The organism is Pedobacter sp. FW305-3-2-15-E-R2A2 (assembly GCF_038446955.1).
Lineage (GTDB): Bacteria > Bacteroidota > Bacteroidia > Sphingobacteriales > Sphingobacteriaceae > Pedobacter.
Map to the genome: position 1 here is coordinate 2,192,368 of NZ_CP151803.1, position 19,829 is coordinate 2,212,196.

Annotated in this window: 18 protein-coding genes; 12 read left to right on the forward strand and 6 right to left on the reverse strand. The window is 43.1% G+C overall.

Annotation, left to right across the window (positions count from 1 at the left end; genetic code table 11):
- Position 1: 1 nt before the first annotated feature.
- On the reverse strand, positions 2–2,041 hold the full coding sequence (locus tag AAFF35_RS09080; protein ID WP_342332121.1) for a helix-hairpin-helix domain-containing protein: 2,040 nt from the start codon (positions 2,039–2,041) through the stop codon (positions 2–4).
- Positions 2,042–2,094: 53 nt separating this feature from the next.
- A complete protein-coding gene (locus AAFF35_RS09085) occupies positions 2,095–2,430 on the reverse strand; it encodes a MerR family transcriptional regulator (RefSeq protein ID WP_069380672.1) in 336 nt (111 codons plus the stop codon).
- Positions 2,431–2,548: 118 nt separating this feature from the next.
- Between AAFF35_RS09085 and alaS the strand changes: the two genes are divergently transcribed.
- Complete coding sequence (gene alaS, locus AAFF35_RS09090; protein ID WP_342332123.1) at positions 2,549–5,254, forward strand: alanine--tRNA ligase; 2,706 nt, start codon at positions 2,549–2,551, stop codon at positions 5,252–5,254.
- A gap of 181 nt (positions 5,255–5,435) precedes the next feature.
- The gene (locus AAFF35_RS09095) at positions 5,436–5,873 is read left to right on the forward strand and encodes a hypothetical protein (RefSeq protein WP_342332124.1); all 438 of its coding nucleotides are present in this window, start codon (positions 5,436–5,438) and stop codon (positions 5,871–5,873) included.
- 190 nt (positions 5,874–6,063) lie between these two features.
- Here the strand turns inward: AAFF35_RS09095 and AAFF35_RS09100 are convergent, their stop codons facing one another.
- The 4 genes from AAFF35_RS09100 to AAFF35_RS09115 are packed head-to-tail and all read right to left on the reverse strand — an operon-like array spanning position 6,064 to position 9,771.
- Positions 6,064–7,089, reverse strand: a complete 1,026-nt coding sequence (locus AAFF35_RS09100) for a ChuX/HutX family heme-like substrate-binding protein (protein ID WP_342332125.1) — start codon at positions 7,087–7,089, stop codon at positions 6,064–6,066.
- 11 nt (positions 7,090–7,100) lie between these two features.
- Positions 7,101–7,901 carry a heme ABC transporter ATP-binding protein gene (locus AAFF35_RS09105; protein WP_342332126.1) on the reverse strand — a complete coding sequence of 267 codons (801 nt, stop codon included), beginning with the start codon at positions 7,899–7,901 and terminating at the stop codon, positions 7,101–7,103.
- Complete coding sequence (locus AAFF35_RS09110; RefSeq protein WP_342332127.1) at positions 7,901–8,947, reverse strand: iron ABC transporter permease; 1,047 nt, start codon at positions 8,945–8,947, stop codon at positions 7,901–7,903. Before AAFF35_RS09110 ends, AAFF35_RS09105 begins: the two co-directional genes overlap by 1 nt.
- On the reverse strand, positions 8,941–9,771 hold the full coding sequence (locus tag AAFF35_RS09115) for an ABC transporter substrate-binding protein (protein ID WP_342332128.1): 831 nt from the start codon (positions 9,769–9,771) through the stop codon (positions 8,941–8,943). Before AAFF35_RS09115 ends, AAFF35_RS09110 begins: the two co-directional genes overlap by 7 nt.
- Positions 9,772–10,128: 357 nt before the next feature.
- Between AAFF35_RS09115 and AAFF35_RS09120 the strand changes: the two genes are divergently transcribed.
- The 10 genes from AAFF35_RS09120 to AAFF35_RS09165 all read left to right on the forward strand — a co-directional run bounded on the left by AAFF35_RS09120 (position 10,129) and on the right by AAFF35_RS09165 (position 19,726).
- Complete coding sequence (locus tag AAFF35_RS09120; RefSeq protein WP_342332129.1) at positions 10,129–12,495, forward strand: TonB-dependent receptor; 2,367 nt, start codon at positions 10,129–10,131, stop codon at positions 12,493–12,495.
- Positions 12,496–12,506: 11 nt separating this feature from the next.
- Positions 12,507–13,190 carry an HmuY family protein gene (locus tag AAFF35_RS09125; RefSeq protein WP_342332131.1) on the forward strand — a complete coding sequence of 228 codons (684 nt, stop codon included), beginning with the start codon at positions 12,507–12,509 and terminating at the stop codon, positions 13,188–13,190.
- 11 nt (positions 13,191–13,201) lie between these two features.
- On the forward strand, positions 13,202–14,041 hold the full coding sequence (locus AAFF35_RS09130) for an HmuY family protein (protein WP_342332133.1): 840 nt from the start codon (positions 13,202–13,204) through the stop codon (positions 14,039–14,041).
- 4 nt (positions 14,042–14,045) lie between these two features.
- Positions 14,046–14,876 (forward strand): hypothetical protein, encoded by an 831-nt coding sequence (locus tag AAFF35_RS09135; protein ID WP_342332134.1) that lies wholly within the window; start codon positions 14,046–14,048, stop codon positions 14,874–14,876.
- Between the two features lie 27 nt (positions 14,877–14,903).
- Entirely contained in the window at positions 14,904–15,113 is a 210-nt protein-coding gene (locus tag AAFF35_RS09140; RefSeq protein ID WP_342332135.1) for a hypothetical protein, read from the forward strand.
- A 36-nt stretch (positions 15,114–15,149) separates the two neighbouring features.
- Entirely contained in the window at positions 15,150–15,998 is an 849-nt protein-coding gene (locus AAFF35_RS09145; RefSeq protein WP_342332136.1) for a hypothetical protein, read from the forward strand.
- An 81-nt stretch (positions 15,999–16,079) separates the two neighbouring features.
- Positions 16,080–16,793, forward strand: coding sequence for an HmuY family protein (locus tag AAFF35_RS09150; RefSeq protein WP_342332137.1), 714 nt, complete (start codon positions 16,080–16,082; stop codon positions 16,791–16,793).
- Between the two features lie 35 nt (positions 16,794–16,828).
- Entirely contained in the window at positions 16,829–18,379 is a 1,551-nt protein-coding gene (locus AAFF35_RS09155) for a S41 family peptidase (protein WP_342332138.1), read from the forward strand.
- A 19-nt stretch (positions 18,380–18,398) separates the two neighbouring features.
- Positions 18,399–18,719, forward strand: coding sequence for a DUF6686 family protein (locus tag AAFF35_RS09160; protein WP_342332139.1), 321 nt, complete (start codon positions 18,399–18,401; stop codon positions 18,717–18,719).
- 8 nt (positions 18,720–18,727) lie between these two features.
- Positions 18,728–19,726, forward strand: a complete 999-nt coding sequence (locus AAFF35_RS09165; RefSeq protein WP_342332140.1) for an AraC family transcriptional regulator — start codon at positions 18,728–18,730, stop codon at positions 19,724–19,726.
- The last annotated feature ends 103 nt before the right edge of the window (positions 19,727–19,829 follow it).

The window sequence follows — 19,829 nt, forward strand, 5'->3', positions numbered from 1 at the left end:
GCTAAAACTGATAGCGTACCTGAAATTTCAGGTCCGATTTTGTACTTCCCATGATCTCATCCAGACCAGAACCAATAACCGTTTTATCGCCATAAAAATACAGGGCGTACCTTCCCCAAAGATCTAGCGACCTCAGTAAACGGTAGCGGAGGTTCAGATAGGTTCTGATGCCCTTACCATAATAGCCACCGGAACCTGAACCTGACAATACATCATCTTCATAAGCATAAATCCGGGAATTGTAAGAAACGGTATTAAAATAAGCGAGTCTGACATTGCCTGATAATTTTGAAGATAAGGGCGAATAATCAAGGTCCTGGTATAGGAGATAGCCCAATTCTGCATTTTTTCTGCCCTTCTGATATTGCAGGAGTTCTATGCGTTGCTGTGACTTGAATTTTCTATGAAATTGCCAGTTACATTCCAGTCGGTAGTTTGTTTTTAGTAAGGAGACAAGCGCCGGGACGAGACTTCCGGCATCTGGGTTCTGTTGTTTGTGTTCCGTTTTAAACCGGGCAGTAATCTGGAGCTTTTTAGTCGGCGTATACCTTAACTGAGCCAATACCTCGAATCCGGAGGAAGCAGAATCTACCCTGTATTTTAGCCATGGAAACTTAAAGTAATCGAAGTAAACTGAAAGCTTCCAATGGGAATGAGGACTGAAATTTAATCCCAGATAGGCACCCTTCTCGTTGGCCGTTTCTGAGGCTTCGCCTATCGCCTGACTAAAGAAATTATGGTGATCCTTTCCGTAATTTCTATAGACAAAGACCGCAGACCAGTGGGGAGAGATACTGGCCATCAATCCCTGCAGGATGGCAGTGCCTCCAGGAAAACTCCGGGATACCTCCCCGTAAAAATAAACGTTCCGGAAGGTATAATTGTAATGAAAGCCAATATTGCTGAGCTTATCTCCCGAAAAATGATACTTCTTGTAAGCTGGGGTACCATTGGTAAATGGATATCCATAACCGGATTGATAAGCTGTAAAACCTGCGCTGAACTGCTCACCCAGATATTGCAGGGCAAGGCCATAGACCTGCTGACTAAGTGTTTTTCTGTTCTTTAGCTCTGTCTGAGTCCGGTGAAGACCACTTTCGCTAATGGTGCTGAGGCTAATGCTGCCATCCGGCATGATCTTCAGGCTGGCATCACGCTTTCTGTAAGAAAAAAATGGACTAAAGGAGAGATTGCCGTAGAGTTGAACCGTGCCGGCAATGCCCCTGAAAAATGAACCTTCATTAGTGGAAGTATAGGTTTTCAGACCGACATCTTTACTCGCTACGCTGGTCACATCCGGACCTTTTCCAAAAGAAAATCCAGACCAAAGGCTAAGTCCTTGTCCGAATTGCAGGCTATAATCTCCGATGACCAGCTTGCGGATGCGCCGGTATTTATAAAGGGCAATATTTCCGGAAAGAAAATCTATGGCCTGCTTTGCGTTAAACAGGCTTTCTCCGGCGTCTTTCTTCAAAAGCAGCGACGCGGACAGCAGTTCTGAATATTGATATTTATAACGCAGCAGCAGTTTATCAGGGCTCCCAAGGTATCGGCTTCCGGCCAGGTTTCGGAAACCTTTTTGTTGTTCCAGAAGCCTGCCATATCTGAACATGATCTGACTGCTGCCCTGTTGGTAGAGGCTCTTCAGGTTTAGCTGACTATATGCGGTGGCAGGATTCAAGGTCACGAAGGGCAGGAGCCGGTCTATCGTTTCCAGATCGAAATCGGGAATGGACTGTAATTCGAGCAGGTCTATTAACTTACCATTCAGCGAGAGATATCTGAAAAAGCTGCTGATTTGAAGCGGAGATAAGCAAATCAGCTTCTTTAAATCCTCCGGATGGGTATGGTTCAGGTCTACCGGATGTTTCCTGAAAAAATCAAGCTGATCTGTAACGTCAGAAAGGTCTTCTTCCTCATTCCCATTTTCGGCAAGGCTTTCTTTAAGGTCTTTTACCTGTTCCCCTTCCTGTGCGGAGAGGGGAAGGGCTGAGGAAGTCAGAAGGAGGAGGAAGAGCAATCGAAGTGAAGCTGGCATCATAATGCCTAATCACTATATTATTTCTCTTAATAAAAAATTATTTAACTAATAATTTATATTTCCTCGTTTAGCTTTAGCAAGAAATCTTTTAGTTTCTCCAGTGAAGCAATGATCTTTTGGTTTTCTTTTACTTCGGAAGTATTGTTCTTTAAATGCTCTTTAGCTCCTTTAAGGGTAAAGCCCTTATCGTCTACAAGGTGGAAAATGATTTTTAAGTTTTCAATGTCTTCAGGGGTAAATAAACGGTTGCCCTTCTTGTTTTTTTTAGGTTGCAAAACGTCAAATTCCTTTTCGTAAAAGCGGATCTGTGATGCATTTACGCCAAACATTTCGGTCACCTCACCCATCGTATAATACATTTTATTAATTTCCCGTTCTTTGTAAGGCATAGTTTGATCTTGATTATTAGTGGTTTACGGCTTTTATATAAAGTGTTCAAATGTAAAGGGATTTTAGTAGAATACCGCAATAAAATTTTAATTTTGTTCACCATTAATATAGAGAAGGATGACAGCTAAGGAAATCAGACAGGCATACTTAAAATTTTTTGAATCGAAACAACATCATATCGTTCCATCTGCACCAATTGTAGTGAAAAACGATCCTACGCTGATGTTCACTAATGCAGGAATGAATCAGTTTAAAGATTTGTTCCTTGGAGAAGCACCGATAAAATACCCACGGGTAACAGATACACAACGTTGTTTACGTGTTTCCGGTAAACACAATGACCTGGAAGAAGTAGGGATTGATACCTATCACCATACCATGTTCGAAATGTTGGGTAACTGGAGCTTTGGGGATTACTTCAAAAAAGAAGCCATCGCCTGGAGCTGGGAATTATTGACAGAAGTATACAAAATCCCTAAGGATAAACTATATGTTTCCATCTTTGAAGGAGACGACAAAGAAGGATTACCAAGAGATACCGAAGCGTATGAACTTTGGAAACAATTTGTTCCTGAAGAAAAGATCATTCTTGGAAACAAGAAAGACAACTTCTGGGAAATGGGAGATACTGGTCCCTGCGGACCGTGTTCAGAAATCCATGTAGATTGCAGGAGCGAAGAAGAACGTAAAGCCGTTAACGGAAAAGACCTGGTGAATGCAGATCACCCACAGGTGATCGAAATCTGGAACAATGTATTTATGCAGTTTAACCGTCTGAAAGATGGTTCACTACAACCCTTGCCTGCACAGCATGTGGATACAGGAATGGGATTTGAACGTCTGGTACGGGTGTTACAGGAGAAATCTTCTAACTACGATACCGATGTGTTTCAGCCATTGATCCAGTTTATTGCAAGGCATGCAGGAATTGCCTATGGTACAGACGAAAAAACCGATATCGCGATGCGCGTGATGGCCGATCATATCCGTGCGATTTCTTTTGTCATTGCAGACGGACAATTGCCCTCGAACAATAAAGCGGGTTATGTGATCCGTAGAATCCTCCGCCGTGCGGTAAGGTATGCTTATACCTTCCTGAACCTGAAAGAACCTTTCTTAAACCAGTTGGTACCAGTATTGGCGGAGCAGTTTAAAGGGGTATTTGATGAGTTGGTTTTACAACAGGACTTTGTACAAAAAGTAGTACTGGAGGAGGAAGTTTCCTTCCTGAGAACTTTGGCTACAGGTATTCAGCGCTTTGAAAATTACACGAAAAAACAAGGCGAATTGCTGATGTCAGAAAATGCCATCGAACTGGAGAAATCTTTTGAAGACAACTGGGTGTACAGCATCTTAAAAGACCAGATGGTAATTTCGGGAGAGTTTGCTTTTGAATTGAACGATACTTATGGTTTCCCAATAGATTTAACGGAATTGATGGCCAGAGAACAACGCTGGACTGTTGATATGGTGGAATACAATAAGGCATTGTTACTGCAGAAGGAAAGGTCAAGAGCGGCAACGGCTGTAGATACGGGCGACTGGATCGTGGTGAATGCCGAGCTCGAGACAGATTTCGTAGGCTACGATGATTTTGAAGTAGAAACACAAATTATAAAATACCGTAAAGTGAGTGCAAAAGGCAAGGAGCAATATCAGATTGTGCTGAGCAAAACGCCATTCTATGCGGAAAGTGGTGGTCAGGTAGGAGACACAGGGCGATTGGAAGACCATAGCCGTTTGTTCTTTGTAGAGGTTACAGATACCAAAAAAGAGAATGGCGTAATCGTTCATTATACCGATACGTTACCTGAAGATTTGGATGGTTTATTCTGGGCAGTGATAGACGAAGACAAACGCTTATTGTCGCAAGACAACCATACGGCAACACATTTACTTCATGCGGCGCTTAAAAAGGTGCTTGGAAGCCACGTGAATCAAAAAGGTTCCCTGGTTAATCCGGATTACCTGCGTTTCGATTTCTCACATTTTGCAAAGATCAGCGATGATGATTTAGCAGAGGTAGAGCATTTGGTGAATCAAAAAATCAGAGAGAATATCCCTTTGAAAGAACAAAGAGACATCCCTTACGATCAGGCGATCTCCAGTGGAGTAACGGCTTTATTTGGAGAGAAATATGGTGATTTTGTACGTGTCATCACTTTTGATGATCATTATTCAAAAGAGCTTTGTGGAGGTACACATGTTCAGGCAACCGGCCAGATCGGATATTTTAAAATCATCTCGGAAAGTGCTGTTGCAGCAGGGGTAAGACGTATTGAAGCGATTACGGCTGACAAGGCAGAAGCTTTCATTTTAGACCAGAACAGAGAACTGAATGAGCTAAGAGCATTGCTTAAGGGAAATAAAGATTTGAAATCAGCAGTTGCTGCATTGCTGGAAGAAAATTCCAAACTGAAGAAAGAGGCAGAAAAAGCAGTAGGGGAGCAATCTGCAAACCTAAAGCATGAAATTGTTCATCACCTTAAAACCATCAATGGGGTAAACCTGATTGCTACTCATGTGGACCTGCCAAATGCAGATGCAGTGAAGAATCTGGCTTTCGCAGTGAAAGACCTGGTAGATGACCTTTTCCTGGTGTTTACGACTTTGATCGAGGATAAACCGGGAATTACAGTGATGCTTTCAGAAAACCTGATCAAGGATAAAGGCTTAAATGCTTCGAATATCGTCAGAGAACTGGCTAAAGATATTCAGGGTGGTGGTGGCGGTCAGCCGTTTTATGCAACGGCTGGTGGTAAGAATAAGGAGGGTTTAACCTCCGTTCTGGCTAAAGCAGCGGATTTAATCCCGGCATCATAAGTTGCAGGAATAAAATTTTCAATTGATATAAAAAGACCGGTAATGAACCGGTAATGGCCGGAAGAAATTCCGGCCTTTTTTATGCTTAGGAAATTCCTGATTTTCCCTTACTGAGGAAATCGAATTTGATGTACATCAAATGCATTTTGATTCTTTTGGAAGACATTTGAAGAAAAACAAAATGAGAAAGATAAATACCCCCGTTTTACTGGCAAACATCCTGACTGGTCTCGCTTTTTTTGCGCATACCTTTGGTGGCGATATGGAGCTAAACAGCATTCAACCTTCAATTGGGATAGACAATTGGGCGGAGAAGCAGCAAATCTGGACCATGGTAAGGTGCGGCTGGCATTGGATTTCATTTGATCTATTATTTGCCTCCATCGCACTTGCGCTCGTTAATTTCAGCAATTTTTTTGACCATAAGAAAGGCGTTCTGCAATTGTTGTCGTTTTACTTTTTTGGATATGCCCTCGTTTGGCTGTTTGTGCTCCTGATCTCAAATTCCTTTCCGGGGAACTTTCTGAAACTGGGGCAATGGATGTTGTTGGCAACGATTAGCGGGCTGATTTACTACGGAATAAAAAGAGAAGATGAAAAAACAATGATATACTCATAAAAAAACCGGAAGAATAATCTTCCGGTCATAGCTGGTGATGAACCGGCCTTTTTTTATTTTAAAACCCAGTAACCAAGGGCCAGCCATACGAGCCCTTTGATTAGAAAAAAGAGGAATCCCCAGATCCCAACTTTCTTTAACCATTTTAAGATGGTGGCTTTTTTATCTGATGTGGGTGTATTTGTCATAATTAAAGCGATTCTTTCAGGACTTCACGCCAGCTTTCCAATTCAGGGATTCCAGGCTTGCGTTTACCAAAAAATTGAACAATCATTTCTCCGTTTTTGTCAAACAATTCGATAGAATTTACATCACCGTCAGTAGAAGGTTTTACGACCTGCCATACGCTGCGAACTTCATCTTCACGAAGGTGCAAATTAAATTCTGGATCTAAAACATTAAACCAGGGTCCCATATCTACTAATTTTGTAATATTTCCGGTATGGATCTGGATACAACCTGCATTTCCAGTGAAAACCATCACTGGAACCTGCTTTTCCGAACAGCTGGTCATGGCTTTTCTGAAACCTTCCATACTGGTTTCCTTTGCCCTTCCTGCAGGAGCAAGACGCAGGGCCTGGGTTCTGGTTACTTTGAACTTTCTCAGGAGCATGAAAAACTCATGGCTGTCCTTCATATTGTTCCAGGCTTCCTGAAATCCGGCTACATCAATCTCTGCATCTGCCAGTTCCGGTTGAGGTGCTGCCTCAGGAGCTTTTTCTATCGCTACTGCTTCCTGATCCTCTTTGCGGAAATTTTGAACCAGCTGATCGTAAGCCTCCTGGTTACTGCGGTCGGTCAGGTAGATTTTATGCAGGGCGGTACCGTTGGCATCAAAGAACTGAAGACTTTTACGTCCTGCTTCTTCCACTGCAAAACCATGTTTCCATTGGCGAAGGAATAAGCGAAGGTCAATGTCTGCACCAAGTACCAACCCGGCATGGGGGGTAAAGGAAATGTCTTCATAAACGCCTTTTCTTTCGTTCACGCAATACTCGTTGCGGGTCAGGGCCATCACATAACCCAATGAGGTTACAGATTCAAGGATCTTCTCAAAATCAGGTTGTAAGAAAACGACCTGCTGACCTAATCCGGTCATCAGTAATTCAGCCTCAGTTACTTCCAGTTCCTGCGCGGCTTCTCTGATGCGTTTTTTAGGATTTTCGATTTTATAGGCTTCATATTTTTGCTTCAGGGTGTTTGTTTCTGTAATCATGGTGTTGGTTTTTATGATAATGAACTTAAATTAACGGTTGTGTTTTTAGGAATAAAAAAGGGTTTGAGGGTCTTCGGATTGGTGAATACATCAGAGTCGATCTCAAATACTTCATAAATATTTTTTGTGTTTAATACTTCAGAGGCGGTTCCATCATACCATTTCCTGCCGTTCTTAAGCATCAGAATCCGGTCTGCATACTGGGCGGCAAGGTTGATGTCGTGTAAAATGCTGATCACCATAAAACCTCGTTTAGATAATGCTTTTGCAATAGCTAAAGTTTGTTGCTGGTATTGCAGGTCTAATCCTGAAACGGGCTCATCCATTAAAAGCAAGGCATTGGGAATGTCCCAGATCTGCACCAAAATTCTGGACAACTGTACCCTTTGCTGTTCTCCTCCGGATAAACTCAGGTAGGAACGCTCAGAAAGGTGTGTGGTTCCGGTAAGCTTCATCACCTCTTCACAGATTTCCTTGTCTTTAGGTGAAGGATTATTCTGGTAATGAGGGTAACGGCCCATCATCACAATTTCCTGTGCCATAAAGGCCATATTGACCACGTTTTGCTGATTGAGTACTGCCCTTTTTAGCGCAAGTTCAGGAGAAGAATAATGGCTGACTTCCTTATCGTGCAGGGTAAGGCTTCCTTTGGAAGGTTTCCGTTCTCCACTCAACATGCGCAGCAAAGTCGATTTTCCCGCGCCGTTTGCACCCAAAATCACGAGCATCTCGCCGGGGCGGATGCTGAAAGAAACATCCTTTACCAGCATGCGCTTTCCTGTTTCGTAACTGATATGATCTGCTATTAACATTATAGGGTCAGTTTTTTCTTGTCCTTAATTAAAATATATAAGAAGAGTGGGGTTCCTAATAAAGCCGTAATCACTCCGATAGGAAGTTCAATCGGGGCAATGATCGTTCTGCAAAGCATATCCGCCAGGGTCAGCATTAAGGCGCCCATCAATGCAGATGCAGGCAATACGTATTTATTATCAACGCCAACCAGTAGCCTGATCGTATGTGGAACAAGTAAACCTACAAATCCGATGATTCCGGAAACGGCTACAGCGGCACCTACAGCCATGGTCGACAAGATCACGACATTTCTTTTGATCCGGTTAATGCGGAGCCCAAGCTGATTGGCCTGCGTTTCTCCCAATGCAAAAGCATTCAGGGCTTTGCCCATATGAGGAAGGATCAATACCGGTAGGAGTACAAAAGGAGTGATGGCAAGGACGGTTTCCCAGGTAGCTCCGGCTAAGCTGCCCAGCATCCAGAAAGTAATGTTCCTCAGCTGCTGGTCGTCGGCCATGTAAGTGATCAACCCTGTCAATGCACCAGCGAGTGAATTGATGGCGATTCCGGCAAGCAGCATGGTGGCCACATTGGATTTTCCATCGGTCCGGGAGATCTGATAAACGAGCATTGCAGCAATTCCGGCACCTGCAAAGGCGCCAAAAGCCAATAGGTAATAACCGAGAAGATTACTCAGTCCGGCAAAAAGTGCCATCTCTAATACAATCACAATTACCGCCATTAACGAAGCGCCGGCAGAGATTCCAATCAATCCTGGTTCTGCCAAAGGGTTCCGGAAGATGCCTTGTATTGCGGCTCCGGAGATGCCCAATGCGGCACCTACGAGAATACCCAGGACCACTCTTGGCAGACGGACGATATTTAAAACACCTTCATGTTGGATGGAAACCGCTGAACCGGAAAAGAAACCGATCTTCTTCGCGAGGATGATCATGACATCAGTGACCGGGATTTTTACGGCACCCAATCCGAGTGAAAATGCCGCGGCTAAAAATAAGGCTACAGTCAGCAGCACATAGAGCGTTGCTTTCTGAATTACCATTTACTGTTGAGTTCTTTGATGGCTTGTGGAAGTCTGACAGAGAAGCTGACCATCAACTCTCCGTCCATTTGGATCACTCTTTTATTTTTTCCGGCATTGGTTAAACTAACTCCGGGCATTTTTAAAATACTATTGATGCCTCCAAGACTTTTATACCCGAAATCAAACATCAGGATCACATCAGGATTGGCATTGACCAGAGCTTCTGTGGTATAAGGTTTATAACTCGAAAAGCCCTGTGCAGCATTTTTTCCGCCTGCAAGGGTAATCATCGCATCCATATTGGTGTTTTTTCCGGCAACCATCATCACACCTGTTCCACGGGCATAGACGAACAATACTTTAGGATGTTTTGGGTTTTTCTTTACCAAATCCAGCGACTGTATCATATTATTTTCCATATGTTTTACCAAGGTCTCCCCCTTTTGGGCGACTTCCAGTGCTGCTGCAACGAATCTGATGAATTTTGAAGCACCTTTTACACTATATTCCTGTTTGATACTGATCAGCTTTATTCCAGCGGATTTTAACTGATATTCGATGGCTTTAGATACATCGCCCTCTGGGGCAATGACCAGGTCTGGCGAAAAGGAGATGATGCCCTCTGCAGATAATACGCGATTCTGACTTACTCTGGGTAATTTAGAAACATAGGCCGGGTAAATACTGGTTACATCTACTGCTACAATCTGACTTCCAAAGCCTAAGGCATCTACTGTTTCTGTTAGTGCGGCGCTTAAAGTGATAATCCGTTTAGGCGCAATTGCCGAAGAACTGTAATAACATAATATTACCAATAGAAAGGTATGGAACGTTTTGATCATTTTTTGTTGGGGGTATTGACATTTATAACGATGCAAAGAAACCTTTAATTATACTCATTCCAAATAATTATTTTTTTATTGTCGGTATTGGTATGTTTTCTCTTTTAGGGGGTAAAATGGGTGTTTTTTTAGCCGTTTTTTACAGTTAAGTAGTTGTTGTTTAGTTATTTGTGGTCTTTTTGTTAGGTGTCGTAATTGCTGCTTTTCTTTTAATTCTTCCTATAATATATCCCGAATCCGTAAATGTTATCCCGAAAAGGTTAAAAATAATCCCTTTTTCGTTGTGCAGATATTAGTAAATCTAAGCATATTTGCCTACTTTATTTAGACTCATTAAAAATAACACAGTATACTTGAATGTACAACTACATCTCTAAAAAGAATTGTTTATTGGCGCTGCTGTTTTTCTTTACCAATGCTGTGATGGCAAAGGAGATTAAAGGGAAATTGAGCGGAGTAGTTTATGACGATGCCAATAAGCCTCTTGCGGGAATTACAGTTGCTTTGGAGCCGGATATGCATCGTGCTTTGACCGATAAAAAAGGAGCATTTGAGATCGACCGACTATATGCGGGAACTTATACTTTGAAAATTTCTGCCATTGGATTTGGAACGCATACACAGGAAGTGGTGATTGAGGCAGGAAAAAAGAATACCATTACCATCAGGTTAACCCGAAAAAATGAATCTCTAAATGAGGTGAGTGTGACCGGTGTTCACGGAAATCCGGATAATTTCATCGACATGACCAGGACAGCCATGCCCAGCACCGTGATTACACGCAAGGAAATTGAGCAAATGGGGAGCCGGAGACTGGATGAAGTACTGAAAGAACAAACCGGTTTGGCGATTGTCAACGATATTGGTTCTGGAAACAGGGCGGTTGGCTTACAAATGCAGGGTTTTGACAGTGGCTATACCATGATCATGATCGACGGGCAACCCATGGTGGGCAGAAACAACGGAAATTTTGATTTGTCAAGGATTACCGTCTCCAATATTGAAAGAATAGAGATTATTAAAGGTGCTTCTTCCTGTTTGTTTGGCAGTGAAGCCCTGGCAGGGGTGATCAACATCGTGACCCGTAAAAATATTACAGCACCGCAAGGCATGGCAGCATTGCGTTACGGTAGTTTTAATATGGTAGATGCCACATTGGAGGGAGAAACTCCTTTTGCAGGTAAAAGAGGTTCTGCTTACTTGTCCGCCAATTATTACCGCACCGATGGATTCAATTCTAATCCTTATCTGAAAGAAGGAAAAACGGCACCTCCCTTTGATAGTTATACTTTTCAGGGCAGGGGGCGCTATCTTCTTGGCGAAAACAGTACCCTGAATTTCAATGGAAGGTATGTAAACCGACATTCGGTAAATGAAGTGTCTTATGGGGTAAAGCCAACTAAAGACGTAATGGATGAGCATGACCTCAATGGTTCGGTTTCCCTGAATCATCATTTTAACAATGGAACAAAGCTAAAAACACAATATTACCTGACCCGTTATCAGACTGCCCAGGACATTACAGACCTGAATACGAGTCGGATCATGCCAGGCAGCCGCTTTGAGCAATACCTGCACCGGGCAGAGGTTCAGGCCGCACATCAGCTGTTTGCAAATGTGGAACTCACCGGAGGAACGGGAGCTGCTTATGAACTTTTGAACCATTCTGCTTATCGCGGGAGAAAAAGCATGAGCAATTATTTCGCTTATGGACAGGCCGATTGGAAACTGAACAACGAACTGAACGTTACGGCAGGGGCCAGGTATGATTATCATGATAAATATGGCTCAAAATTAAATCCCAGCCTGGGCTTACAATATCGGCTTTTGCCCAACCTGACCTTTCGTGCTGCGGTAGGAACAGGGTTTAAAACACCGAATTTCCAGCAGCTGTACCTGGTGTTTACCAATGTGCAAACAGGATATACGGTATTGGGAGCAGAGGAATTCTGGAGAGAATTGCAGCTGTTAAAAGAAGCAGGACAGATCAAAAGTGTTTTCCCTGTTTCAAAACAGGTGGGCACGCTGAAACCTGAACGTTCGGTTTCCTATAGTGCTGGTTTTGCGTATCAGCCGGTGAGTACGCTGAAGCTCGATGTCAATGTGTTCTATAACGATTTGAAGAATTTCATCAACTCTGAGCAGGTGGCGGTTAAAAATAACGATCAGCAGATTTTCTCTTATATGAACATCGCTAAAGCCTATACGGCGGGAACGGAGATCGGATTGAACTGGTCGGCCACAAAATCGCTGACAGTTTCTGCGGGTTACCAGTTGTTGTATGCGGTAGATAAAGGGGTGGTGGATTCTATAAAAAATGGAACAGGGTTATATGCTGATGTTTACGATACGCGCCAGAATCAATTGAGAACTTCCACCAGAAAGGATTATGTGGGCATGAGCAATCGTTCCAGACATATGCTAAACCTGAAGTTGGCTTATGCGGAAGAAAAAACGGGAATCTCAGGCTCAGTTAGGGTCAGCTACAGAGGGAAGTACGGATTTATGGAAGCCAACAGAGCAAATAACTTTCTAGACCCTTATGATACGTTTGTGGCAGGTTATTTTCTTTTTAACGCGGCCTTGCAGAAGACTTTTTATCATAAACATTTACAGTTACAACTGACCGGAGATAACCTGATGAATTATCGGGACCAGCTCATGCCTGCCCAACAGGGCCGTGCTATTTTGCTGGGACTGAGCTGGAGATTTTTTAAAGATTAATATAAAGAAATATGACTATAAAATCAGTAGTGTTATTGAGCCTCGTGGTATTGTGCTTTGGCTCCTGTACTAAAGACGAAGTAAAACCAGCGTTGGAAGATGGAAAAAGTACGGTCATTCAAGACCTTGCCGGCGATCTTGGTGCTTCCATGGCAGAAGGAATAGATGGCAAAGTAAAACGCCCTTTCGAGGACTGGTACTTTAACCTCAGAACGAAGGAACAGTTGAAAGATACGGTGAAACATGCGAAGACCATGAATTGGGATATCGGGTTTACCGGGATCTACAATTCTATGATCGTGATCAACAATGGCAGCAATCCGAAAAGTCCGGGGTATGGCGGACAGGGAAAAGGGTTGATCATCGCGCTGGAGAAAAACTATGCTGAAGTGACTGAAGCACCCAGCCTGGAAGAGATGAAAACTAAAAACCTGTCTTTTGTGGGCTGGGATGCCTATCCGCAACCCGACAACAGGGGTTGGTATTTCTACGACATGAGAACCCATATTTCAGTGCCTGTTAAGGGACGGACCTTTGTCTTGCTTACCGCGGATGGCAAGTTTGCCAAGCTGGAAATGAAAAATATCTACAAAGGAAATCCGGCAAGTGTGAGTGACTTACATTGGCCTGCACCTTATTTCACCTTCCGCTATTTTATTCAGGAAGACGGAAGCAGAAACCTAAAGACCAATTAAAATTTAAAGAAATGAAGAACTCTCGATTAAAAATATGGGCCCTGATTTTCAGTTGCGCTTTCGGATTGCTGTCCTGCTCAAAAAACGAAACACCCGCTGAGCCGGAAAAGGTGCTGCCAGCATTAAACCCGGTAACGGTTACGGTAAGCGGAGAATATACGGTAAACAATCTTCCGGGTGATCTCACAGCTAAGATGGAAGGTCAGGGCATGGAAGGAACCGGAAATTTTAAACCTGTTTATTATAGCCTGGAAGACGGTAGGGTAGTCCCGGCCGAATATGCAAATACCGACAAATGGGACCTGGCTTTTAGCGGCATTTACAACAGCAGCGTCTGGGCAAACGACGGTACGGTGAAGTTTGAAAATGGCAATGCCGGGCCAGGATTTGGCAGCCCGGGACGTGGAGGCCTGTACCTGGTGGTGGATAAATCCATTGACGCAAAGTATTATGATGAGGCCAAACACCAGCCCCGTCAGGTTCCAATTGACAAGGCGTTGCTGGATGAGGCTTATCAGAACGTGAAGACTGTTCCTGTTGCGGATGACCAGTTGCTTTCCAGAGGCTTCCTGACATTGGATTATTTTCTGGGCAGCGGATCCGGTTATGCTTTTTACGATTTCTATGGGGCGATGTTTCCGGGAGATAAAACCAGGGCACATATTGTCTATAACCTGCCAAGGGCGATCATCGTAAAGACCGCCAAAGGAAATTATGCGAAAGTGATCCTGTATAGCTTTTATAAAGGAAGCCCGCTGAGCCCTACACTGGCTTCGGAAGCACCATACCTGACCTTTAAATACACGATCCTGAAAGATGGTTCCAAAGATTTTACTAAAACAAGCAAATAAAAATATGAGACTATTGAAACTTGGAATACTTACGATAAGCTGTAGCATCGTGCTGTTTGCCTGCAGTAAAAACAATTCCGAACCCGAGCAGCCGGTTGTTCCGCTGGATACGATGAAAATGATCGGAACCAATTGGGTGCCTGCAAGGGCTTTAAAGGTGAAAGAAACGAGTTATACCTATGATCAGGTAATCCCTTATAAAGGTGCAGATGGAAAGCTCATCTATGATAAAACCAAGTCGGAGAAACGGAACGGAAAAGGATACATCTATTATGATGAAAAATATAAAGTAGTCTATGTGGTCGACTGGCCAGGTGATCAGGCTACAACGGCCTCTCAGGGAGGACACCGGCCTTTCTATTTCAACTTCGATACCCGTGATACCGTAGCGGTGGCCGATGCGCTGGCAGGAACCAAACCATGGCATGTAAAACATTATGACATCTATAATGCCTATATGTTTACCGATGCAGTTACCCCTGCCGGACAACCAGGTTTAGGTAAGGTCCGCGTGGTCCGTACCCCTTTCGATGAGCTGGATGAAGCATTGGCAACGCCAATGATCAGAAACACAGTGGAGATAGAAATGGATGAGTTTGTAACTACCGATGGATGGGGAACCTACCGCTTAAGTGACCACATCCTCAGACCCTATAAAGACCGGACGATTATTTTCCAGCTGAAGGATGGACGTTATGTGAAATACCAGCTGGTGAACCTGTACAGGAGCAATCCTAAAGTGGTGAACGACAAGTACGAGTTCCAGGCACCCTTTTATAATTTCAGGTACTATATCCAGCAAACGCCAAACGATAGAAACTTAAAAACGAGATAAGTAAAATATTTTAAACCTCAGGATCCAATGGTACAACGTAGACAGCTCATTGCGCAATGCTCTCCATTTAATGGAAAGGAAGATTCGGCTTTATACCTGTATGCACAAATTGAAGGTTTAGAACAGGCTTTGAATAAGCCGGAATGCCAGGTAGGAGGGACAGTCAGTTTTCGTGGAATTGACCATACCCTAACCCCCGGGCCTGTGATATCAGAACGGCTTTTGATATCGCTTTAATCCATAATTTTTTAATCCTAAAATCATTCTTTTAAAATGAAAAATTACCAATCAGGCGTACAAAGCCAAAACACCGGTCTGCTAACAGTCCGCAATTTAAGTAAAAAAATCACCATGTTCGGACTAATGGCCGGAATCGCTGCTGCATCTGTGTTAACTTCATGTAAAAAAGAGGGCAATGAGCCCGGATCTCCTTCCCTGAAGCTGAATACAGAACAAGCATTAGCCCCGGTTGCTGGTGGAGCAGCATTGAATCTTTCTGATGCTACCGGTACTGTAGAACTGGCTACCAATGGGGTGTACACGGTGAAAAACTATTTTGTAGATCAGGGAATTTATTCCGGAACAGCGAACCACAGACCAAACGGGAATTATTATTTTGACTTCAGTGTCAATGATAATAAAAAAGGTGCTTCCGCCACTACTGAGCCAAGTTCTAAAATCTGGGATCTTTCGTTCTCAGGAACTGGTAATGCTGACCTTAGAGTAAATGCTTTTCCTACTCAGGCTTCTCAAATCAAGTACATCAACCAGTCTTTTGCAACAGTAATCGGTACTTATACTACTGCCGGTTCTGCGGCTACTGCATGGACTGCAGGAACAACTCCTCCATCTGTACCTTTCGGACATAACAGGACTGTTGCTGCTGCTACGCCAACTGATTACCTGGCTGCTGCTCCTGGTCATGTGATTAAAGGATGGTACAACTACTATTTCGGAACGCACACTTTGTTCGGTACTACTGACCTGACCATTCTGGTTAAAGATTTTGCAGGAAGCGTTTATGCAGTGCATATCTTCAGTACTTACGAAAATGCAACCCCGGTAGGAACTCCTCCTACAAACTACTCATGGTTAAAACTTGAGTATAAAAAATTACCATAACAATTAGAATACCAGCCATGTATGAGCGGCCCTCATACATGGCTTTTAATAAACATAAACCATAAAAATACAGGGATGAGAATGAATAAAATAAAGAGTGTACTGGTTTTACTGACCCTTTCTGCGGGTTGTTTAATGGCTTGTAAAAAGGATAAAGCAGCAGAACCGATTCAGGAACCGGATTTCGTGCAGGTATCTCCTCAGATTAAAAAGTATAAAAACGGAATGGTTGAGGTGACCCGGCTCCCAATGCCCGATCTCAAGGATCCTAGCAGCAGAGGATTCTTCAACTTTGATAAAATGTCTTTTGTTGATGCCGGAAAAGTGAAAACAAAGGAATGGGATATTGTATTTGAAAGTTTGTACGCGGCGACTGTTTTTCCCAACAATGGAACGACAGAAGAAGAGTTTCCATGGTTTGGGAACGATGCTAAAGTTCAGTTCAGCGGGATTGTAAAGCCATTTGACGAAGTAACTGCCTTGCCTGATAATTTTGTTTTTCCTGGCGGAAAGAGCAATTTAAGTACTGCTGAATTTGATAACGACGAAAGCCGGAAAAACCCCATTTATTGGGGCTTTATGGCATTTGATGTAGATGGTGGTTTCTCCCATTTTCAGGCCTGGAAGGGAAAAGTTTTTATCTGGAAACTGGACGACGGACGTTTTGTAAAGTTTGAGATGAGCAATGTCTATAATAATGCACCTGACGCAAACAACAGTAAGTCGGTACCAGGTTATCTGAGCTTCCGTTATTTTGTCGGAAAGCCGGGTAGCAGGGATTTGAAAACGAATTAACCTACGGAGATTTAAGACATAAAGTATATTCAAATTTGAATTCTACAGAAAAAATAAGCAATCATCCCTGTTTATTGCTGCTGCTGGCTTTGCTGGTCAGCAGCTTTGTTGCGTGTAAGAAAAACGAGCCGGTCAGGGACGAAGCTCCTGTTTCTCCAACAACGGGTACCAGAAGTCAGTTTACTGCTGATTCCATCTTTTTATATGCCCGTCAGACCTATCTATGGAATGATGTTTTGCCCGATTATCAGATTTTTAATCCAAGGAGCTATATGGCTTCAGGTTCAGATCTGTTAAATTTTAAGCAAATTGTTTTTTCAATCAGCCAGTCTAAAATAAACCCGGCTACGGGAAAGGCTTATGAGAAAGCAAGTTTTGAGGGGCATCCTAAATATTCTTATATACAATCGCTAAATGGTGCTTCAGGCATACTGGCCGCGGTTAATTCGGAAGGAGAAGGAACTGATTTTGGCATAGAAGTCAGCAGTGTTGGCAATGACTTATACCTCAGAATCGTTTATCCTGGTTCGGCAGCTGCTGCTTCCGGATTGCAAAGAGGGGATCAGCTGCTCAAAGTGAACGGCCAGCCAGCTACCGCAGGACTAATTTTGTCTGCGCTGGAAGGTCAGACCCTGAGCTTAACATTGCAGAAGAAAGACGGAAGTCTGCGGGATGTGACATTGAATAAATCCGCTTACCAAAGCAATCCGGTATTGAAAACTGCTGAATACCTTTTGAATGGCACAAAACTCGGCTACCTTGCCATCAGCCAGTTTAACCATCTGAACAGTTCAAAAACCGCACTGGACCAGGCTTTTGCGCAGTTTGCAGGTTCCGGGATCACTGATCTGGTGATTGACCTGCGTTACAATTTGGGTGGATACGTGGGAACGGCTAAATACCTGGCGAACTTAATTGCTTCCCGCAATTTAAACGGGAAGGTGATGTTTACCGAGCATTTCAATACACAAATGCAGGAGGGAAAAGCCAGTATTTTGAAGCATCAGCTTTATGCTGACGAGAACAATCAGCCGGTCTACCTGAACGGAAGGAGGGCTACTTATGCCGATGTAGATTTTTCGGTGAAAGGCAATACCTATAATTTCGAAAAAGCAGGTGGTTTGGAGACGGTTAAAAACCTGTATTTTATTGTCGGCAGTCAGACTGCTTCGGCAAGTGAAATGCTGATCAATAGTTTGAAACCCTATTTTAAGGTGACTTTGATCGGACAACAGACTTATGGTAAACCGGTAGGGTTCTTTGGAATAAAAATAGACCGGTACGAGCTGTACTTATCCAGTTTTCTCATTCGGAATTCAGCAGGCTTTAGCGATTATTTTGATGGTATACCGGTCGATATTTCGGCCAATGACGATGTGACCCATGATTTTGGGGAGGAGAATGAAGCTTGTATGAATGCGGTTTTGAAGACCATACCTGGGAATGGCCAAAAGAGTCAGGCCAAAAAGATGTCGGTTAAGGAGCCGGATGCTGCGGCTTCCTTTTCTAGTCCTGTAAAGCACATTTCGACAGGAAAAGGGATTCCCGGAATGATAGAACAAGGATTGAAATTAAGAATAAATTGAAAACTAAAATGGAGGAGTCATGTGTAAAACAAGAGTATTGAGTACTAAAGGGGATACCGTAGTGAGCAGTTGTATGGGTTGTAAGATGTATTATCTGTGGCATAATAATTTACTGCTGAACTTTACTTCGGAAGCTTTTGAGTCCTTTAGAGAGGTGGTAAACAGTCTTCCTTTCCATAAGAACAGTCTTCCTTTTCCCGACGATGAAGAAAGGATCATCTTACATACCCCGAATGATGACATCTGCTTTGCCTTTTGTTATGATGAATTTGAAACGTTTAAGCAGGCAATCGATGAAGCCATATACATGAATGAAGTGTATGTGCTGATGAGTAAGTAAAAGAAAACATGAAGATTAAATCGAAAATAGAGGGTTCAGAAGATTGGTTGTTTATAGAAGAAATTCCGGAAATGTATGCGCCCAATACGCCGCTTTCAGAAAAGAACATTAACATCCGGATTCCTGCCGTACAGAAGCTGGTCAATTACCAGCTGAGCGCGGGAGGACTTTTTTTGGTGCATTCTACCATGCAGTTTAATGAGCCGGTAAAAGTGCTTTCCGAAGTGGAAGGGGAGACCATCACCTCTCAGTTTATCTTTTATGGTTCGAATGCTGCGGGGGATAAAACGATTGCAAAAAGCAGCAGGCGGACGGGAAGCAGGCATAACATCCGTTATATTCCTTCCCTGAAAGGGAAATATCCCATGCTGCCGGACATTGAATATAAATACTTTTTACTCGTGCTTTCCAGGTCGTATTATTTTCATTTGATTGATCAGCACTCCATGCTGCATACCGATTTCGTGCGGGAGATCCTAAAGGGAAAATACACTTCATTTGCGGCCAAAGATCTTTCTGTAACCGGCGAAATGAGGCGGGTGATCAATGATATTTGTGAATGTAAAAGGACAGGAGAATTGAAGCGTTTACATACCGAATCAAAAATTCTGGAATTGCTGATGTTGCAGCTCGAACAGATGCAATCGGGCGTAGAGGTAGAAAAATACCTGATTAAACAAGATGACCTGAAAAAGATTGAGCATGCCAGAGCCGTTCTGGAAGAAAGTTACCGCTATCCGCCCACCATTATTGAGCTGTCGAAATTAGTGGCTTTAAATGAATTTAAGCTCAAGCGTGGATTTAAAGAATACTACGGAACAACGATTTATGGTTATGTAACGAGATTGAGAATGGAGCAAGCTAAAAGCCTGATTCTGGAAGAGAAAATGAGCATAGGGCAGGTGGCAAATGCCGTAGGTTTTAACCATCAGAGTCATTTAACGGACGCATTTAAGCGCTATTTCGGCATTTTACCAAGTGAGGTAAACCAGGGACAGGAGTCCTGAGGGGATTATGGCAATGGTAATAATACGTTGAACATGCTTATGTAACGCACAATTGGTTATATTTGTCTATCTAATCCATCGAAATTTAAGTTAAATCATTGCC